At 44.5% G+C, this 18,938-nt stretch carries 15 protein-coding genes; 6 read left to right on the plus strand and 9 right to left on the minus strand.

Annotated features, from left to right (window positions below; all coding sequences use genetic code 11):
- The first annotated feature begins 82 nt into the window (after positions 1-82).
- Positions 83-649 (plus strand): helix-turn-helix domain-containing protein, encoded by a 567-nt coding sequence (locus AB4486_RS00355; protein ID WP_017070515.1) that lies wholly within the window; start codon positions 83-85, stop codon positions 647-649.
- 96 nt (positions 650-745) lie between these two features.
- On the opposite strand, the gene AB4486_RS00360 is transcribed toward AB4486_RS00355, so the two are convergent.
- Positions 746-1,795, minus strand: a complete 1,050-nt coding sequence (locus AB4486_RS00360) for a cysteine synthase A (protein WP_372116126.1) — start codon at positions 1,793-1,795, stop codon at positions 746-748.
- A 217-nt stretch (positions 1,796-2,012) separates the two neighbouring features.
- On the opposite strand from AB4486_RS00360, the gene AB4486_RS00365 reads away from it, so the two are divergent.
- Positions 2,013-2,180 carry a hypothetical protein gene (locus tag AB4486_RS00365; protein ID WP_017062447.1) on the plus strand — a complete coding sequence of 56 codons (168 nt, stop codon included), beginning with the start codon at positions 2,013-2,015 and terminating at the stop codon, positions 2,178-2,180.
- A gap of 181 nt (positions 2,181-2,361) precedes the next feature.
- Here the strand turns inward: AB4486_RS00365 and AB4486_RS00370 are convergent, their stop codons facing one another.
- On the minus strand, positions 2,362-3,555 hold the full coding sequence (locus AB4486_RS00370) for an acetate/propionate family kinase (protein WP_017064366.1): 1,194 nt from the start codon (positions 3,553-3,555) through the stop codon (positions 2,362-2,364).
- Positions 3,556-4,298: 743 nt separating this feature from the next.
- Positions 4,299-6,368: a DEAD/DEAH box helicase gene (locus AB4486_RS00375; RefSeq protein ID WP_080582207.1), complete on the minus strand. Its 2,070-nt coding sequence runs from the start codon at positions 6,366-6,368 to the stop codon at positions 4,299-4,301.
- Between the two features lie 309 nt (positions 6,369-6,677).
- Between AB4486_RS00375 and rnb the strand changes: the two genes are divergently transcribed.
- Positions 6,678-8,684, plus strand: a complete 2,007-nt coding sequence (gene rnb, locus AB4486_RS00380; protein ID WP_372116127.1) for an exoribonuclease II — start codon at positions 6,678-6,680, stop codon at positions 8,682-8,684.
- Between the two features lie 173 nt (positions 8,685-8,857).
- Positions 8,858-9,688 (plus strand): helix-turn-helix domain-containing protein, encoded by an 831-nt coding sequence (locus AB4486_RS00385; RefSeq protein WP_372116129.1) that lies wholly within the window; start codon positions 8,858-8,860, stop codon positions 9,686-9,688.
- A gap of 184 nt (positions 9,689-9,872) precedes the next feature.
- Here AB4486_RS00385 and AB4486_RS00390 read toward each other — a convergent pair whose 3' ends face one another.
- A complete protein-coding gene (locus tag AB4486_RS00390) occupies positions 9,873-10,235 on the minus strand; it encodes a DUF3024 domain-containing protein (protein ID WP_017059495.1) in 363 nt (120 codons plus the stop codon).
- A 253-nt stretch (positions 10,236-10,488) separates the two neighbouring features.
- Between AB4486_RS00390 and AB4486_RS00395 the strand changes: the two genes are divergently transcribed.
- Complete coding sequence (locus AB4486_RS00395) at positions 10,489-11,304, plus strand: phosphate ABC transporter substrate-binding protein (RefSeq protein ID WP_017068410.1); 816 nt, start codon at positions 10,489-10,491, stop codon at positions 11,302-11,304.
- Between the two features lie 91 nt (positions 11,305-11,395).
- Here AB4486_RS00395 and AB4486_RS00400 read toward each other — a convergent pair whose 3' ends face one another.
- The 3 genes from AB4486_RS00400 to AB4486_RS00410 form a co-directional block, all read right to left on the minus strand.
- Positions 11,396-12,082 carry a MaoC family dehydratase gene (locus AB4486_RS00400; RefSeq protein ID WP_017059493.1) on the minus strand — a complete coding sequence of 229 codons (687 nt, stop codon included), beginning with the start codon at positions 12,080-12,082 and terminating at the stop codon, positions 11,396-11,398.
- A gap of 334 nt (positions 12,083-12,416) precedes the next feature.
- Positions 12,417-15,569 carry an efflux RND transporter permease subunit gene (locus AB4486_RS00405; protein ID WP_017064360.1) on the minus strand — a complete coding sequence of 1,051 codons (3,153 nt, stop codon included), beginning with the start codon at positions 15,567-15,569 and terminating at the stop codon, positions 12,417-12,419.
- A gap of 11 nt (positions 15,570-15,580) precedes the next feature.
- Positions 15,581-16,717 carry an efflux RND transporter periplasmic adaptor subunit gene (locus AB4486_RS00410; protein WP_065584750.1) on the minus strand — a complete coding sequence of 379 codons (1,137 nt, stop codon included), beginning with the start codon at positions 16,715-16,717 and terminating at the stop codon, positions 15,581-15,583.
- Positions 16,718-16,976: 259 nt separating this feature from the next.
- Here AB4486_RS00410 and AB4486_RS00415 point away from each other — a divergent pair, with 259 nt between their 5' ends.
- Positions 16,977-17,420: a dCMP deaminase family protein gene (locus AB4486_RS00415; RefSeq protein ID WP_017059490.1), complete on the plus strand. Its 444-nt coding sequence runs from the start codon at positions 16,977-16,979 to the stop codon at positions 17,418-17,420.
- A gap of 86 nt (positions 17,421-17,506) precedes the next feature.
- Here AB4486_RS00415 and AB4486_RS00420 read toward each other — a convergent pair whose 3' ends face one another.
- On the minus strand, positions 17,507-18,349 hold the full coding sequence (locus tag AB4486_RS00420) for a mechanosensitive ion channel family protein (protein ID WP_372116132.1): 843 nt from the start codon (positions 18,347-18,349) through the stop codon (positions 17,507-17,509).
- A gap of 119 nt (positions 18,350-18,468) precedes the next feature.
- Positions 18,469-18,936, minus strand: coding sequence for a DM13 domain-containing protein (locus tag AB4486_RS00425; RefSeq protein ID WP_372052339.1), 468 nt, complete (start codon positions 18,934-18,936; stop codon positions 18,469-18,471).
- Between the last annotated feature and the right edge of the window lie 2 nt (positions 18,937-18,938).

The following is an 18,938-nucleotide window of genomic DNA, read 5'->3' on the forward strand; positions in this document are numbered from 1 at the left end:
TGCGTTATAACGTCCATAGACTGAACTTAGCACCCGTGCGCTATAACGCACAACTAATTTTTGAAAAACTTGTAGAGAAAATATGCAAACAGAAATTAAAGTCGGCGTTAACTTGAAACGCCTTCGCCAAGAAAAAGGCTGGAGCTTAGACAAAACAGCGAAAGCAACAGGCGTGAGTAAAGCAATGTTAGGACAAATTGAACGTGGAGAATCCAGCCCGACAGTCGCTAAGCTCTGGCAGATAGCTTCTGGATTTGAGGTGTCACTTTCGAGCTTTATCGCGGCTAGCCCAAACAGTGAACTGACGAGTTTATTCAGAGATGCAAACGAACTAAGACATGAGGAATACAACATTGGCTTTTTCGTCAGTTTGTTGTTTCCTTTTGAGGAAGCACTAGGATTTGAAATATTCGAACTCACCCTAGCACCCGATTACCAGCATGAATCCGCCCCACATAACGCAGGCGTCACTGAGCACATCTTATGCATTTCAGGAGAGATGGCCGTGATGTTTGATGATGAGTGGCATACGTTACGCGCAGGACAAGCCGTTCGCTTCAATGCCAACCAGACCCATGCCTACAAAAATATCGGTGAAGGAAACGCCGTATTTCATAATGTGATTCACTACCCTAATAACAAGCAATAGTGCCGGATTTGGTGCTAACGGATGTTTAGCTCTAACCGGATGTTCAGCGCTAACGAAAGAGCTGGCAGACCACTGGCTGTTACTAACTTAAAGCGACTATACGTTGACGACCATGCTGCCATCTTCGGCTTGATAACGAGCCCATAGTTGAGAGAGGTTTTCTTTATTAAGCTGTATCTCTTTTTCTTTCAGAAACGTTTCGTTGTGCAGCTTCGAATACGAGCGCTCAGCAAGGTCACAGCTAAATGTAACGATGGTTTTCCCTTTCCCCATTCTAGCCGCAGCGTATAGCGCACCTGCTACGTTCAACGACGAACTGCTTCCTAGAAGAATACCGTCATGTTCCGCAACAAGGCGGGATATCGTCACCAAATCCTGATCGGGAAGCGTGATGGCACGATTGATTTTTGCCTGCCTGAAATTTTCAACCGTTCGCATGATCCCTATGCCTTCCGTGAACGAACTTCCCGTTGATTGATAGTGTCCATTACGTAGAAACGAATAAATGCCGGACCCATTTGGGTCAACTAAACAAGTTTCGAGATTGGGTTGCTGCTCAGATAGATAGTGTGAGTTTCCGGCAATGGTTCCACCCGTCCCCACCACTGAAACTAGAGCATCAATATTCCCCTGTGTTTGCTGCCAGATCTCAGGTCCAGTATTTAAATAGTGCGCTCGATAATTACTGAGATTTTCAAACTGATCTGCCCACCAATAACTCTCATTTTCGACACCAATCCGCTTAGCCGTGTGGTAAAAATGTTCAGGGTTTGCAAAAGGACAAGGGTCGACCAATAACAGTTCAGCATTATAAAGCGAGATCATGCGCTCTTTCTCTTGTGCCTGCCCTTTTGGCATCACCACCAACATTTTGTAACCAAGGGATTTAGCGACCAGAGCAAGTCCTATTCCCGTATTACCAGCAGTACCTTCAACGATTGTCATTCCCGGCTTAAGCTTACCGGCTTCTATTGCATCCATAACCAACTGAAGTGCCGCTCTATCTTTAATCGAACCACCCGGGTTCTGGTGTTCGCACTTAATAAGAATCTCACAACCTGATATCTCTGAAAGACTGTTGATTCTAACAAGATCGGTATCGCCAATCAGTTCACTGAGATTGTTTGCAATATGGGCAGATGACATCGCGACTCCATTTATTTGTTGAGGATAAGTTTGTTCATCGATTGGGTTGTCGATGATCATAAGCGTAGCTCTGGGGTCTGCTTAGTCAAGAAGTGCCGGAATTGAAAAGACTCTCATTTTCCAAATAGCAATTATAATTTGGGGTGACCGATTAGATTGAGGGCAAAAAAATGTTTCTAAAAGAGAAAAAACCGGTGACCTCGTTGATGTAACTGAAATGACCAAATTAACCAACTTATTTCAAGACAGTATCGAAGGTCGGTTTCAAGCAGGCGAAGAACAGCAAGACCCTGAGATGTTTAAAAAGTCCGAACTGATGTTTATGTCAGGGGAAGAGTTACCTCGATGCTGGACAGATCCAAACTACCGCTCAGGGACTAAATAACCTTAGCGCTTCCAGATCACCCGATGAGTCGCAATTTAAGCTCTGTTCTAAAACTGTTTCACGATCGCCTTGTAGGCTATCCCCCTGTTAAAACATTCAGACGCATCTTTACTAGACACAAAAAGCGAGCCACTTGGGCTCGCTTTTGATTGTCTTTTTCTTGCTTAGACTTCAGTTCAGATTACAGAAGTTCTACCGACTGTTGAGCAATCACGAATTCTTCGTTGGTTGGGATAACCATTGCTACTGCGTCTAACATTTCAGACTTAGCGATGATCCCTTCAGCACCAAAGCGAGCAGATTCGTTACCTGCTACATCTTCAACGAAACCTAGAATCTTAAGGTTGTTTAAGATCTCACGACGAATTGGTAGAGAGTTCTCACCGATACCACCAGTGAAGATGATACCGTCTAAAGAATCTAGCGTTGCTAGGTAAGAAGCAACGTATTTCGCTACGCGGTAAGTAAACACCTCAAACGCAAGCTTAGCGCCTTCGTGGCCCTCTTCCATTGCTTCTAAGATGCCACGAGCATCGCTCGTAAGACCAGACACGCCAAGGAAGCCAGACTCCTTGTTTAGAGAGTTAAATACTTGCTCTTGTGACCAGCCTTTCTTAAGTAGGTATTCGATGATGCCTGGGTCTAGGTCACCACAACGTGTGCCCATCATTAGGCCTGAAAGTGGTGTGAAGCCCATAGAAGTATCAACACTGTTACCATCTTTAATAGCACATACAGATGCGCCGTTACCTAGGTGAACAGAGATGAAGCTCGATTTTTCGATTGGCTTGTTAACCATCTTCGCAGCTTCACGGCTAACGAAGTAGTGGCTAGTGCCGTGGAAACCGTAGCGACGTACGCCGAAGTCTGTGTATAGCTCTTTTGCGATTGCACCAGTGAATGCACGTTGAGGCATTGTTTGGTGGAAAGCAGTATCAAATACAGCGAACTGAGGTAGAGAAGGGAAAGCTTCAATTGCAGCACGGATACCGATAGCACCTGCTGGGTTATGAAGTGGAGCTAGGTCAGATAGGCTTTCAATTTCGTTCGTTACTTCTTCAGTAATGCGAACCGTTTGAGTGAACTTCTCACCGCCGTGAACGATACGGTGACCGATAGCCACGATATCAGCCGTGAAGCCTAGGTCTTCCATCAGGCCAACCAATTTGCCAATGGCAATTTTGTGGTGGTTATCTTCACCTTGAATGGCAATTTCAGTTTTCTCGCCTTGGAATTTCCAGCTCATACGAGCATCTTCAAGACCAAAACACTCCCCTAGGCCACTTAATACTGCTTCACCAGAAACAGAATCGATTACAGCAAATTTTAGGGATGAACTACCCGAGTTAATAACCAGAACAAACGAATTAGACATTGGATATGGATCCTGTTTCAGTACGAATTGGATGAAGTGTTTACTTCAATTTTAGTTAAGTCCATTATTCAATAATTTTTGAATCTTTCAACTTTTGTTTTGAAAAAATCACTAAATGAACACAATTAAGTTGATCTTGGTCATTAAATTATTTATTTCGAGAGCGGAATTAAAAAATAGTTGAATAAGAAAATTAATGAACAGGTGACGCAAACGAGTGCTCACGTTATTTTTAACTTGATTCAGTTAATTAAAGCGACTCGAACAAATGCAGGTGATCCGCTTGAAAAACAACCACCCTTTCCTTTCGTCTGCTTATCATTACCGATAACTTTTTGCTCGATTTCTCAATTGCTCAGTGTTTGCATCAAAAAGCTCACTGAAGTTGAGAATAGTGATCTGATCTTATTTTGATTGCCTTCGAGCACAACTCTACGAATAGATGCACTGTAACGACGCTTAGATAGCCTTCACTCTTTGTTTCAGCATCTTGTAGCACGTTCTTTTGGTATAGACTTAGAACGCGATACAGCTAAGTTTTGCCACTAACATTCGTTCTAGGCGCGATGCTTAGTTTCATGGACGAAGCATAGTTACAGGAACGAAGCTTGATTAAAGTAAGTTAGCTACGAATATCGAGCCAACCAAAGCTTAAGTTCAAATAGCAGGCACAAAAAAGCCGAGCATTACGCTCGGCTTTTAAATTCAGTGTCTAGACCTAAAGCGTCTAAGCGACAGGTTGATTAACCTTCGTTGCGCTCTGGACGACGACCACGGTTACCACCGCCATTGCCGTTACCATGGCCACGTTCGCCACGGAAGTTACCACGGTGATCGCCACCACGGTTACGGTCGAAACGACGTTCGCCATCACGTCCGCCAGCAGAGTTACCATCGCGAGCACCATCACGGTTGCCACGGTATCCACCACGACCGCCTTCACGGTTACCACCTTCGCGGTTGCCGCCTTCACGGTTACCACGGTAGCCGCCACCATCACGACCGCCACGGTTGCCACCACGGTTGCCATCACGACCGCCGCCGCCACGACGAGGCTCACGGAAGTCATTGAAATCAACAACTACAGCGCCAGCTTCTTTTTGACGAATGCGAAGTTTGCTTAGCTTACCAGCAGTTTCAGAGTTCATTGCTTTTGGCAGTTGAACGTAAGTAGAACCTTGGTCTAGCTTGATAGCACCGATAGAACCTTTAGTTAGGCCAAGTTCGTTTGCTAGTGCGCCAACGATGTCTTTAACCTGAACGCCTTGCTCACGGCCAACTTGTAGTTGGTAAGTATCCCAATCTTGAGTATTGAAGTTGCGACCACCACCGTCACGGCCGTTGTCACGATCTTCACGACGCTCTTTGCGACGGTTCTTATCACGCTCAATAGCAGCGATCATTGGGTCTTCGCCAACGTAGAATAGTGGGCTCTTACCTTGCTGACGCTTAAGAAGCATTGCAGCTAGAGTAGCAGCATCAACTTCTAGAGACTCTTGAAGAGTAGAGATAAGACCTGCAAAGTTTTCTAGTGCTTTGCTTTCTTTCTCAGTTTCAAGTTCAGCGCCAAGCTTAGCAACACGTGCAGCAGCAACTTGGTCACGTAGAGGAAGTTGAATTTCTTCCATTTGAGACTTAGTTACGCGCTCGATTGTGCGAAGCATGCGAATTTGGTTAGTGCGAACTAGTAGGATCGCTTTACCTTTACGTCCAGCACGGCCAGTACGACCAATACGGTGGATGTAAGATTCAACATCGAATGGGATGTCGTAGTTGAATACGTGAGTGATACGTGGAACATCAAGACCACGAGCTACAACGTCAGTTGCAACTAGGATGTCGATAACACCTTGTTTGATGTGATCAACAGTACGCTCACGTAGAGACTGAGGAATATCACCGTGCAGTGCAGCAGCTTTGAAGCCACGTGCAGATAGCCAATCAGCTAGACGCTCAGTGTCTTGACGAGTACGTACGAATACGATTGACGCGTCAGTTTCTTCAGTTTCTAGAAGACGAGACATTGCTTCGTCTTTTTCTACGCCTTTAACAACCCAGAAGTTCTGCGCTACTTTATCAACTGTGTGGTTAGTACCAGCAACGTCAACTTTAGCCGGGTTACGTAGGTAACGGTCAACAATAGTCTTAACCATTGGAGGCATAGTTGCAGAGAAAAGTACACGTTGTGCAGATTCTGGAGCTTGCTCTAGGATCCAAGTAACGTCATCTACGAAGCCCATTTTCAGCATTTCATCTGCTTCATCAAGAACAAATGTGTGTGCTTCATCTAGGTGTAGACGGTCACGAGTTAGTAAGTCTTTAACACGACCTGGAGTACCAACAACAATGTGAGCACCGCGGCTTAGAGCTCGCATTTGGTCAACAATTGAAGCACCACCGTAGATTTCAATAACTTTAAGACCTTTGATATCACGGCCAAGGTTTTTGATTTCCGCAGCAACTTGAATCGCTAGCTCACGAGTAGGAGCCATGATGATTGCTTGTGGTTTGTGTTGGTTCAGGTTGATTTTGTTAAGTAAAGGCAGAGAGAATGCTGCTGTTTTACCAGTACCAGTCTGTGCTTTACCTAGTGCGTCACGGCCTTCAAGAAGAAGAGGAATAGCTGCTGCTTGGATTGGAGTCGGAGAAACGAAACCCATGCTATCAAGAGCTGAAAGAATGTTATCGTTTAGGGCTAATTCATTAAATTGAATTACAGATTCGGACATTGGGATCCCACTATATATAAGTAAACAAAAGGTCCCGGGAGCTCTATCAATTCCAATACTGATCCAATCAGATACTGATTCCATTCAGAGTTACGAAGCAGTAATAAAACACTTCAAGCCATTAGGGACGTCTAAGGGAGGCGGATTATTCCCTAAATGCATAAAAAAATCCAGAAAAAATTGAAATACATCACATATTTTTCGCTTTTACATCAATACTGGTTATCATATCGTCAAAACTTGATGAATATCTCGTCACAGCACCCATCTCCTAGCAAATTGACCTAGTTAAATAAGAGGGCAATTAATTAACGCTCACTTCGCCTTTAAGTAGTAATCAAGCCTCGCAATGATTATAGTGTGCTCAATTGTCCTCGATAGATAAAAGTCAAAATGTTTCAAGATAATCCTCTACTCGCTCAGCTCAAGCAGCAAATCCAAGAAACCCTCCCTAAAAAGGAAGGTACCATCAAAGCCACTGAAAAAGGTTTTGGTTTTCTCGAAGTTGATAGCAAAACAAGCTTCTTTATCCCGCCTCCGTACATGAAGAAATGTGTGCACGGTGACAAGGTGATTGCCATCATTCGCACAGAGAAAGAGCGCGAAGTAGCAGAGCCTGAGGAATTGGTTGAACAAGGTCTTACTCGCTTTATTGCACGAGTTAAGCTTTTCAAAGGCCGATTGAACGTTGTTCCTGATCACCCGCAGCTCAAAAAACTGCAACTTAAAGCGAAAGCAATGAAGGGTCTAAACCCTGAAACGCTTAAAGAAGGTGACTGGGTTGTTGCTCATATCGTTCAACACCCATTAAAAGGTGACAATGGTTTCTTGGCTCAGATCTCTGAGAAAATCACAGACGCTGACGACAAGATTGCACCTTGGTGGGTAACGCTGGCACAAAACGATCTACCAAACAGCGAGCCTGAAGGCATCGACAACTGGCTAATCAACGATGACGCCGATCTTGAACGTGTAGACATGACGCACGTCCCTTTTGTGACTATCGATGGCGAAAGCACAAAAGATATGGATGACGCGCTTTACGCGAAGAAGAAAGAGAACGGTGATTTTGAACTGACTATCGCAATTGCTGATCCAACGGCTTACATCTCTCCAGATGATGCGATGGATAAAGTGGCACGCGAGCGCGGTTTCACTATCTACCTTCCTGGTCGCAACATCCCAATGTTGCCTCGTGATCTTGCTGACAACCTATGTTCACTGATCGAGAACGAAGTTCGTCCTGCACTTTGCTGCACAGTAACGGTATCTAAAGGTGGCGTTATCGGTGATGACATTAACTTCTTCGCTGCAAACATCAAATCTCATGCTCGTCTTGCTTACGACAACGTATCAGACTGGCTAGAAACAGGTGCATCAGAGAAATGGCAACCATCAGAAGAGATTGCTGCAATTGTTTCTGATCTTCACCAATTTGCTCAAGCACGTTCAGCATGGCGCTCAGCAAACGCTGTTGTGTTCCCAGATCGCCCTGACTACCGCTTTGAACTGAGCGAAGATAACGATGTTGTCGCTATCCACGCTGACATGCGTCGTAGCGCAAACAAGCTGGTTGAAGAATCAATGATCAGCGCGAACATCTGTGCGGGCCGAGTACTAAAAGAGAGCTTCAACCAAGGTGTGTTTAACTGCCATTCTGGTTTCAAGGCTGAGAAAATCTCCGACGTTCTTGAACTGGTAAACCCGCAAGCGGAAACGCCGTTCACTGAAGAGCAAATCATTTCTCTAGAAGGTTTTGCTACTCTACGTCGTTGGTTAGGTTCTTTAGATAACAGCTACTACGACAACCGTATTCGTAAATTCCAAGCGTATAGCGAGATCAGCAATGAGCCTGCACCGCACTACGCGATGGGATTAGATATTTACGCAACTTGGACTTCTCCAATTCGTAAATATGGCGACATGATTAACCACCGTATGCTTAAAGCACACATCTTAGGTAAAGCGCCAATTCAAACACCAGATGAAACTATCGGTGATGAACTTGCCCTGCACCGCCGTCACCACGGCATGGCTGAGCGTAATGTTGGCGATTGGTTGTATGCTCGCACTCTAGCCAATGCTCCAGCAGAAGAAACTCGTTTCCAAGCTGAGATTTTCGATATTAACCGTGCAGGTATGCGTGTACGTATACTTGAAAATGGTGCTGCTGCATTTATCCCTGGATCTCTCATTCTTAATAATAAAGAAAGAATAGAGTGCAACGGTGATATGGGTACTGTATCTATCGATAAAGAAATGGTATACAAACTGGGAGACGTTTTAGAAGTAGTTCTCTCTGAAGTTAATCAGGAAAACCGTAACTTAGTAGCAAAACCTACTCAAGTATTTGCGGACTTGCCTAGCGAGCCTGAAACGACAAACGAAACCGAAGCTTAAAGGCTTTAACAGCTACAGCTTTCAAGGTCAAAGCTATCAAGGTCAAAAGCTTCAAAGGTTCACTTCTAAAGGCGCTAATTATTAGCGCCTTTTTTGTAAATGTCTCATGCTTAAACAATACTTAAAAAAAACAATCAATAAGCAATCAATTTACAACGTCAAAGAAGCTCACTATGTCATCAATCACAGTTACTCAGTTCAGAAACTTCATTCCCAGGAGACGAGAACGTTATCCTGCCTCTAAAAACGGTATCTTTATAGTGTCGAAAGGCAGCATTTCTTTTGTGTTGCCCAATGGTACTCAAGCCTCGTTGCAAGCGGGAGATTTCACCCTTTACAATTCTGGTCAGATTAAAGACATCAAGGTTAACACTGAAAATGGCGAATTCAGCGCAACCTGCTTAGATTTTGATTTGGCTATCTTTCAAAAGTTCATTAATCAGTTCAGCGATTTAGAGTCCGCTCGAATCCCAGACAAGTACATTAAGTTCAATCAAACGGATACTGAGCTCTGTCAGTTGAAAGATCTCATCATGTCACTGGCCAACTCTTCTTCTCAGAATGACTACGCACTCACTCAATTAGGCTTAAGTTTGCTGTCTTTGATGGTGGAACAGTACCCAGCTCTATTGGCTATTATTGCTCGAGCTTCAAGGTTAACCGTGACCCAAAGAGTCATTCATTACATCGAGCAAAACATTGAAAACAATATCTCTTTGGATACGCTCGCCAGTTACATGGGAATGTCACCGGCTACGCTTAAACGTCGCTTATCGGCTGAAGATCTGTCGTTCTCAAACTTATTAAAGATAAAACGTATTGCTCATGCAGCCACTCAGCTAAGAACATCGGATAAGTCGATCACTCAAATCGCGTATGAGTCAGGCTTTAAAAGTGCCGCTCACTTCAGCACGGCCTTTAAAACGTATCACGGAAAAACACCAAAAGACTTCCGATCGCTAGTGGCACAAGCACAACTGCAGAGCGTAAAGCCGCAAGTTTAAAGAAACAAAGCGATAGATTGATGTGGACGTCTTAGTTGGGAACTGGTGTAAACCAAGTGGCTTCAATATTAAGCCACTTGGGTGTGGGATGAGATGATTTGGCTTTGGGATTCAGTGGTTGAGTTTTGATACTCATTGATTCAGCTTTGCGAGCAGGCCACCAGCAAACGTGAAAACAGAGTGACTATGACCAGAAGTACGATTTAGGGTCTTTTTCTATTTCCGCCAAAATAGCATCAAGATCCTTCGATTTAGGAAGGTACGGATACGGCCCCCAATTCACAGAGTCGGTTTCGACATCCCCTTCAAGCGGCACCATCACTAACCAACAAGACAGCGACTCATCAAAAGTCACGCAGACGATCTCGTTTGTATAATCACTGTGAGATGAGTCGAGTAGATAATGCGCCTGAGAAAACAGCACACCACCCTCACACTCTTCATATAGGGATTTGCCTAGCTCGACAGGTAAACTTCGATTTCGAGATGTACAGAGCCTCTCGGCCCCAATTAAAAGACGATTCAGCTCGATATGAATGACGGACATAACACCCCTTGTAACTTCATAGAAACTTCTAAGTAGTGAATTCCTCTACTTAGCTTAGGACTCAACAAACATTTTAGCGAACAAGCGTAATCAAAATACCGGCCCTGCTCCCAGAAACGAATCTTGCTTTCGGAAACCCAGAAAGCTACGACTCATCAAGCGAACAGCTATACATCGAGAGTATGGAATTTCACAAAAGTGTCATATAACCGACCTATCATATGCGACAAATGTTATTAACTAGGAGTTGTTTATGTTACGAGTCGCGCTTGCCTCTCTTTTATCCTTAGCCCTGTCTTCTCATGCTGCTTTAGCACAAGAAACCACTATTTCGGGCTCCACTTCAGTATCACGAGTGATGGATGTATTAGCTGAGGAGTACAACAAGACTCACCCTGATAACTATATTGCGGTTCAGGGCATTGGTTCTACAGCAGGTATTACCATGGTTAATAAAGGTGTCTCTGACATCGGTATGAGCTCGCGTTATTTAACCGACCGCGAACAAGACGAGAAGTTGAAGGTATTTCCAATTGCCTTTGACGGCCTAGCTGTAGTAACTAACCGCTCAAACGCTGTAAGCAACGTTACACGTGAGCAGCTGTTCGATATCTACAAAGGCAAAATCACGAACTGGAAAGCTGTGGGTGGCGCAGATCAGCCTATCGCAGTTGTCACTCGCGAAGCGTCTTCTGGCTCACGCTATAGCTTCGAAAGCTTGCTTGGTTTAACGAAGATCATTAATGACCGTCTAGTGTCTGACATCAACCCAAATAACTTGGTTGTAAACAGCAACAGCATGGTTAAAACGATTGTTAACCATAACCCACACGCGATTGGTTTTATCTCTGTTGGTTCAATCGACCGTTCGATTAAAGCAATTACATTTGAAGGCGTAGAGCCAACATCTAAGAACATTGCTAACCACAGCTATGAATTGGCTCGCCCATTCTTGTTGCTGCACAAGACAGACTCAGTTTCTGACGAGAGCAAAGACTTCATCAAGTTCGTGAAGTCAAAGCAAGGGCAAGAACTTATCGAAGAGTACGGCTACACTCGCATTAAATAAGTGGGATAGTTTTATCTAATGTAAACAAAAAGAGAGAGCACTATGCTCTCTCTTTTTTTGAATCTTTATAAATCGCTTCTTTACAAACCACTTAGAAGTGAAGTTGAATCACTGAAACGATCACAGCGCCAGGACGACGAATACCTTCGATTTCGACGCGAATTTCGCGTTCAATCTCTAGGCCTTTCTTAATTGGCGTTACTTTTGTTAGCGTACTTTTAGCACGAACATTACTGCCCGATTTAACAGGGTATGGGAAACGTACTTGGTTAAGACCAATGTTTACGACCATCTTCGCTGTTGGGAATTGAGACTTGTCAGGGTCAACACTGTCAGTCAATCGAGGAAGCAGAGATAAAGTTAAAAAACCATGTGCGATGGTTGTTTTGAACGGAGAGTCTGTTTCCGCTTTTTCAGGCTCAGTGTGAATCCACTGCATATCTTCAGTAACAAGGCCGAACTGGTTAATACGGTCTTGACTTACATTGATCCAGTCGCCAGTATGGATGACTTCACCGATCTGTTGATTAAGCTCATCAAACACAAGTTGTGCTTCTGGCTTAAGTACGATCGGCTGTTCCACCGGCATCTCTGGTGCATCTTCATTGACAGCAGGTTTGTGGTGATCACGAACCCACGCAAAGAAATGGCTATTTTGCGTACGATTAAGAAAGTCGCCCCAGTAATCTCTAAGAGCTGGAGACATCCATTGCATAAACTCTGAGTGTTGCGAAGACATGCTATCGCCTCGGTGTTTAAATAAATCAATGACTTTCATAAGAACCTCAATGCACAAAAAATTTCAATATAACTTCGTAATTTTGAAACACTTCACACTATTGTGCAAATGTTTTCGAGCATACAACCGTTAGCTGAACCTTGTTAAAATCATATTAAACATATACTTACCAATAAAACATCATTTTATTACAAAACCCAAATTAGAGTGTTAGCTCTACCACATGACAAACATTTGTTTATATAAAAGGCGTTTTTATTCATAAGTGGAATAAAAAAAGGCTTAGCGCAATGCTAAACCTTAGTTTTTACAAGGAATTAGTTTTCCGAGGGTTGGTCTTGTAAGAGACGAATCTTACAAGACACTCAATCCCCTATTCGTCATCAAGCGGAACCAGCTTGGTATTACCACCGTGTGCTTTCTCACGCTTACGTTGCACGAATGCGTAGAAGCCAGGGATTAGGAACGTACCCGCCAGTAACACACATAACAGGCCGCCGATCAGTGAAATACCCAAAGAGTTCTGACTCACGTGACCTGCGCCCGCAGCAAAGATAAGCGGGAAGATACCTAAGATGAACGACCAAGACGTCATGTTCACAGCACGGAAACGTAAAGTACCGCCCTTCACCGCCGCATCTTCAATCGGTGCGTCTTTCTCTTCACGCTCTACCTTTGCGAATTCCACAATCAAGATTGCGTTCTTCGCGGCCAAGGCTATCAAGAGAACCAAACCTATTTGTGCATAAAGGTTCAGCGGAGTGCCCGTTAGATTCAATGCCAAGAAGGAGCCTAAGGTTGCGACAGGTACCACGAGGATAATCGCAATCGGAATTGTCCAACTCTCGTATTGAGCCACCATAAACAGGTAGATGAAGATCAGAGCCAGTGCGAAAGCAAAGATCGCTTGGTTACCTGCTAGTACTTCTTGGTAAGCCATGCCTGTCCATTCGTACTGATACCCCTGAGGCAATACTTCTGCAGCTACGCGTTCCATTGCCGCAATCGCATCACCACTTGAGTAACCTTCTGCAGGTTGACCTTGAATCACGGCACTGCGGTACATGTTGTAACGCCATGCTACATCTGGTTCAAAGATCTGGTCGTAAGTCACCAATGTGCTTAACGGGATCATCTCGCCATTAGACGAACGAACGTGGAATCGTTGTAGGTCGTCCATGCTGCTACGGTGTTCACTGTCAGCTTGCATGGTTACGCGGAAGTTCTTACCAAACATGGTGAAGTCGTTCACGTACAACGAACCAAGGTTACCTTGTAGTGTTTGGAAAATTTCCGACAACGGAATACCTAATTGCTGCGCTTTCTCACGGTCAATATCGACATAGTAGTGAGGTACGTTCGCACGGAAAGTACTGAATGTGTGTGAAATCTCAGGCTGTTTGCTCGCCTCAGCTATCACGTCATTCATCACCATCGCTAGATCAGTTCGGCTACGACCTAATGTATCTTCAAGAACGAATTCAAAACCAGACGCTGCACCCATACCCGGTACTGCAGGAGGCCCCATCGCAAACACGACAGCTTGAGGAAGTTCAGTCGCAGCACGACCATTAATACGCTGTGAGATAGCCTGAGCAGAGTGTTGACCATCCAGTGCATTACGCATGTCCCAATCGTGAAGCTTGATGAACATTGACGCACCATTCGACGCAGAAGCGCCCGTCATAAATGCGTAGCCGTTAACCAGTGTTACGCCATCAACACCCGGCTCTTGTTCAACCATTTCAAGCAGCTGCTTAGTCACTTCTTCGGTTCGAGACAAGGATGCCGCGTCAGGAAGCTGAACGTTAACCAGCAAAATGCCTTTATCTTCTTGAGGTACAAACGCCGTAGACGTTGTCTTCGCAAAATAAGTCACAGCCGCCAAAGCCACAAAGAAGAAAGTGAACAGCAGAACGCCTTTCTTAACTAAGAAGCCAGCCACTTGACCGTATTTGTTAGTAACAGACTCTAGACCACGGTTAAATGCTTGGTACCAACGCGCCGTGTTACCACCACCCTGCTTAAGAACCAGTGAACACAATGCAGGTGATAGCGTTAATGCGTTAATTGAAGAGATAACAACCGCGATACAGATAGTCAGAGCGAACTGACGGTACATGATGCCAGTAATACCAGGAAGCATTGCAACAGGGATGAATACCGCAAGTAGAACCAAGGTCGACGTAATGATCGGCCCCGTTACTTCTTTCATCGCAATAAGCGTGGCTTTACGCGGTGAAATGGTTGGGTCTTTAGCCATTGTGGTATCAACGTTCTCGATAACCAAGATCGCATCATCTACTACGATACCAATCGCTAGTATCAAACCAAACAGGGTTACCGTGTTGATGGTGAAACCCGTCATCTGCATGATGGCAAACGTACCAATCAAAGATACCGGAATCGCAACTACAGGAATCAAGGTTGCACGCGCACTACCCAAGAACAGGTACGTTACCGCAATAACCAGCAAGATGGCTTCGATTAAGGTCTTTACTACCCCTTTGATCGACTCAGCAACAAACAGTGTAGTGTCGTAACTTGCTTCATACGCCACGCCTTCTGGGAAGTTCTTGCTTAAGTTTTCCAGCATCGCCATCACAGCTTTGCCACTTTCCAGCGCGTTAGCGTCTGATTGAAGTGACAGCGTTACGATCGACGCATCTTGACCACGGTATTTACCATTACCGTCGTAGAACTTTTTACCAAGCTCAACACGTGCAATGTCTTTTAAGTAAACCGTTGAACCGTCTTGAGTTGCACGAAGAACAACATTTTCAAACTCATCAGCTGTTTCTAATCGGCCTTTTGTTACCAAGTTGAACTGCACTTCTTGTGCGTTGTTATAAGGTGCAGCACCAATACGGCCTGCAGCAACTTGAACGTTCTGCTCTGCCAACGCGCGATTCACGTCTGAAGTGGTGATATTGAGGTTAGCCATTTTCTCAGGATCTAACCAAACACGCATCGCGTATTCACCACCACCCAACACGTTAACTTCACTGATGCCCTTCACACGAGCCAGTTGGTCTTTAATGTTTAGGTTAACGTAGTTGATCAAGAATTGATCGTCGTACTCACCGTTTGGCGAATAGAAGTTCAATACCATCAAAAGGTCTGGTGAACGCTTTTTAACGGTGACACCCACCATTCGAACTTCTTGCGGAAGCTTCGATTCGATTTGAGCAACTCGGTTCTGAACGTTGACCTGAGCCATATCTGGGTCAGTACCAACATCAAAGGTCACATTAAGGTTGTATGAACCATCGTTAGCGCTTTTAGAAGACATGTAGATCATATCTTCAACGCCGTTAACCGACGTTTCTATGGGGTCGGCTATCGCCTGTTCCACCACTTCAGCACTTGCGCCCGTGTAGAATGCCGACACACTGACCGACGGTGGACTAATTTTTGGATATTCAGCCACTGGCAAGATAGCGAGAGAAATCGCACCCGCCAGCGTTAAGATTATGGATATAACAAGGGCGAACTTAGGCCTTTGAATAAAGAAACGACTTAACATAAATAGTCCCCTTACTCAGCTTGTTCAGCAGAAGCTTGAATACGAACAGACATACCATTACGTACACGCTGTAGGCCTTGAGTGATGACTGCGTCGTTTTTCTCTAATCCAGAATGAACAATCACACCACCTTCAACCTGACGACCCATTTCGATGTTTCTGCGCTCAGCAACGGGTTCGGCTTCTCCTTCAACTAATACCATCACGAAGTCGCCTTCGAGGTCGGTTTGCACTGCACGACGAGGAATAGTCACAACATCAATAGGTTGTTTTTCACGTAGATCAACGCGAACGTGTTGGCCTGGAAGTAGTTGCTGATTCGGGTTATCAGCAATCGCACGCATCGCGATCGTACCAGTATTAAGGTTGATACGGTTGCCCAAGAAGTCAAGCTGACCTAGATGTTCGAACGCTTCACCGTTCTCAAGCATGATCTGAACTTCAACACCTGCAGAGTCGCTGCTGCCATCGCCTTCGATGCGGTCCATACCCAGCTCAATACGCTCACGCTCACTGATGCTGAACGATGCATGGATTGGGTCTAGGCTAACCAAAGTTGTCAGAACACCTGAAGACGGTGAAACTAGGTCACCTTTACTTACTTTAGTGTCACTGATTCTTCCAGAGAAAGGCGCGATAATTTTGGTGTGAGAAAGTTGGACATTCGCGGCGTTTAACTGAGCTTGGCTTGCTTCTAACTGTGCTTGAGAACCTAATAGGTTTGCCGTTAATGCATCAAATTCAGATTGAGAAATACTGCCCTTAGGAAGTAGGTTCTTACCACGATTGAAATCAAGTTCGGCTTTTTTAAGGTTGGCATTCGCTTGAGCAACAGCCGCTTTCGCGCTTGCTACTTCTGCTTCAAATGATGAAGGCTCAATTGAGTAAAGCAATTGCCCCTTCTCGACCATTTGGCCTTCTTTGAAATGGCGGCTTTGCAGGTAGCCAGAAACTTGTGCAGTAATTGCCGTGTCTTCAACGGCTTCAATACGACCGATGTACGACTTACTTTGTTGGTGAGAAACGACGCTAACATCCTGTACAGCTACGAGAGGTAAAGGCGCTTGCTTGGCATTCTGAGCATCTTGCCCACATCCAGCAAGAATAAGAGAGCTTGCAAGAGCAGTAAGGATCAACTTTTTACGCATGGTTATACCGTCACTTATTAGTATTTGAACAGCATAAAATTTACGTAACACCTCTGTTACCATTGTCCGAGGAATATCAATTATAACTGGCCAAAGTGTATCAATATGTTAATTGAAACCAAGTGCTTATAAAGTGATTACAAACACGCTACAATTCCTAAGTAAATCAATCTCTCAGCTTTTGTTCTCTATGGATATTGTCTAACATAATGTATTGTCAGACAGATAAGCATTCACATTTAATTGTTAAGGAATTCTCATGATTTCAAAATGGGCTAAACGTTTCTATCAAATGGCGGAATTGGTCGGTTCTTGGAGTAAAGATCCTTCAACTCAAGTCGGCGCCGTAATCACTAAGCACAACCGCATTGTTTCTGTTGGTTTTAATGGCTACCCACATGGCGTGTCTGATAGTGCGGATACTGATGACAGAGAGATGAAGTACCTCAAGACACTTCACGCTGAAGAAAATGCGATCTTATTCGCCAAGCGTGATTTGGACAGCTGTGAAATCTGGGTGACTCACTTCCCTTGCCCAAACTGCGCAGCGAAAATCATCCAAACCGGTATTTCTGCGGTTCACTGCCCAGAGCAAAGTGAAGACTTTCTTTCTCGCTGGGGAGACAAAATCAAAGTGAGCCAAGATATGTTTGAACAAGCAGGCGTAAAAGTCGATTGGTTGCCACTGGCTGACCTAGATTAAACGAACAGATAGTTAGAACAAAAAAGCCGAGAGTCGATATTATCGCTCTCGGCTTTCTTTTGTTTGGGGCTCAGCGGACTGCAGGATTAAGCACTGACAGGAAATGCTTCAGCGTATGCTTCCATGAAATCTTTACGAATCTCTTGCTCTAGATGAACCGCCTTCTCGGTTGGACAGAAAATCATAAAATGGACTTCTTGCTCACCTGTCGAACTGCTTGTGATATGGATGTGAGGCTCAGAACCCGGAAGGTCAACACCAGCGTGCTTTTCGATCACACCGTTGTAACGGCGAGCAACATCGATAAACTCTTCGCAATGCTCTTCAATTTTCACAATAAGACCCGGCACCATAGGGTATAGGTTTACAAAGTCTTTCACCGTCACAAAAAAGTTATGATAAACATAGCGCTTCATAAAGTTGAGGTTCTTTACCGGATAGGTGAAGAACATACTATTAGGCAGCGTGGCTGTCTTACCAGTGAAGTGATATTGCCCATGATACAAATCGATTTCTTGAATCACAGTCGCCATCAAATTGTGCTCAATCACCTCACCGCTTATTTTGCCCACTTCGATCCAGTCGCCGATTCTAAATGAGCGAGAACTCGCACGCTGAATAGAACCGGTGAAACACAAAATGATCTCTTTTGAAGCCACTACTATCGCAACAGCAATGGCCGTGACAGATAGCGCAAACTCGCTGATTTCGGATTTCCACAACACAAATAACGTTACAACAATAATCGCGAATGTGCCGTTTTTGGTTCGTGACATCCAGTTACGTTGGTCTTCACTAAGCAAAGCAACATCACCTCTTATTTGAGATAAGGTGATTCGGCGAATGATTAAAATAATAGTGATAATCAACGCACTAAAAATAAACTTATGAGCGAGTAGAAAATCAATTACTTGCCACACTTTTTCCATTACTTATTCCTTAGCATTACAACGACGAGCTTTACAACGATTAGCGGAGACTTCGCTATGAAAAAGCGCTCAACTCCTGAGCGCTCGTTTACAATCTGGTATTAGCCTAGCTAAGGCTATCATTTTATCTTGGCAGAAGTAATAAATTGACCAAAAGTTTCACACCAAATCACAACCGTATTAAATCGATTAAGATCAGTACCTTCGGGAAGCTCAACCATAAAACGGTCGAATGTTTTCACATCTCCGACTCTCAGTAACTCGCTCTTGCTGTCATTGAAAGCTTGCTCGGTTTCAATGAACTTAGGTGAGAGGTAGACCTTGTAATCAGGCCCCGGCGCCAATTCACCTTCAAAAGCGATCGCACTTTCAGACACAGAAACGATACCTTCTCCCCAGTGCAAGAAGTCACTGTCTTGTCGATCTTTAGTGAACTCACCCGTGTAGATAGCCTGCTCACTGATCGCTTCAACAGAACTTGAGGAAGGAGAATCAGGCTCAATCAAGATAGGTAATGCGTAAACACCCAGCCCAAAACCAAAAGCACCCACGGCTAAGTGGGTGCAAAGTAAAACTAACTTTTTCATTG

It is taken from the genome of Vibrio sp. 10N.222.55.C6 (assembly GCF_041473395.1).
Taxonomy (GTDB): Bacteria; Pseudomonadota; Gammaproteobacteria; order Enterobacterales; family Vibrionaceae; genus Vibrio; species Vibrio crassostreae_C.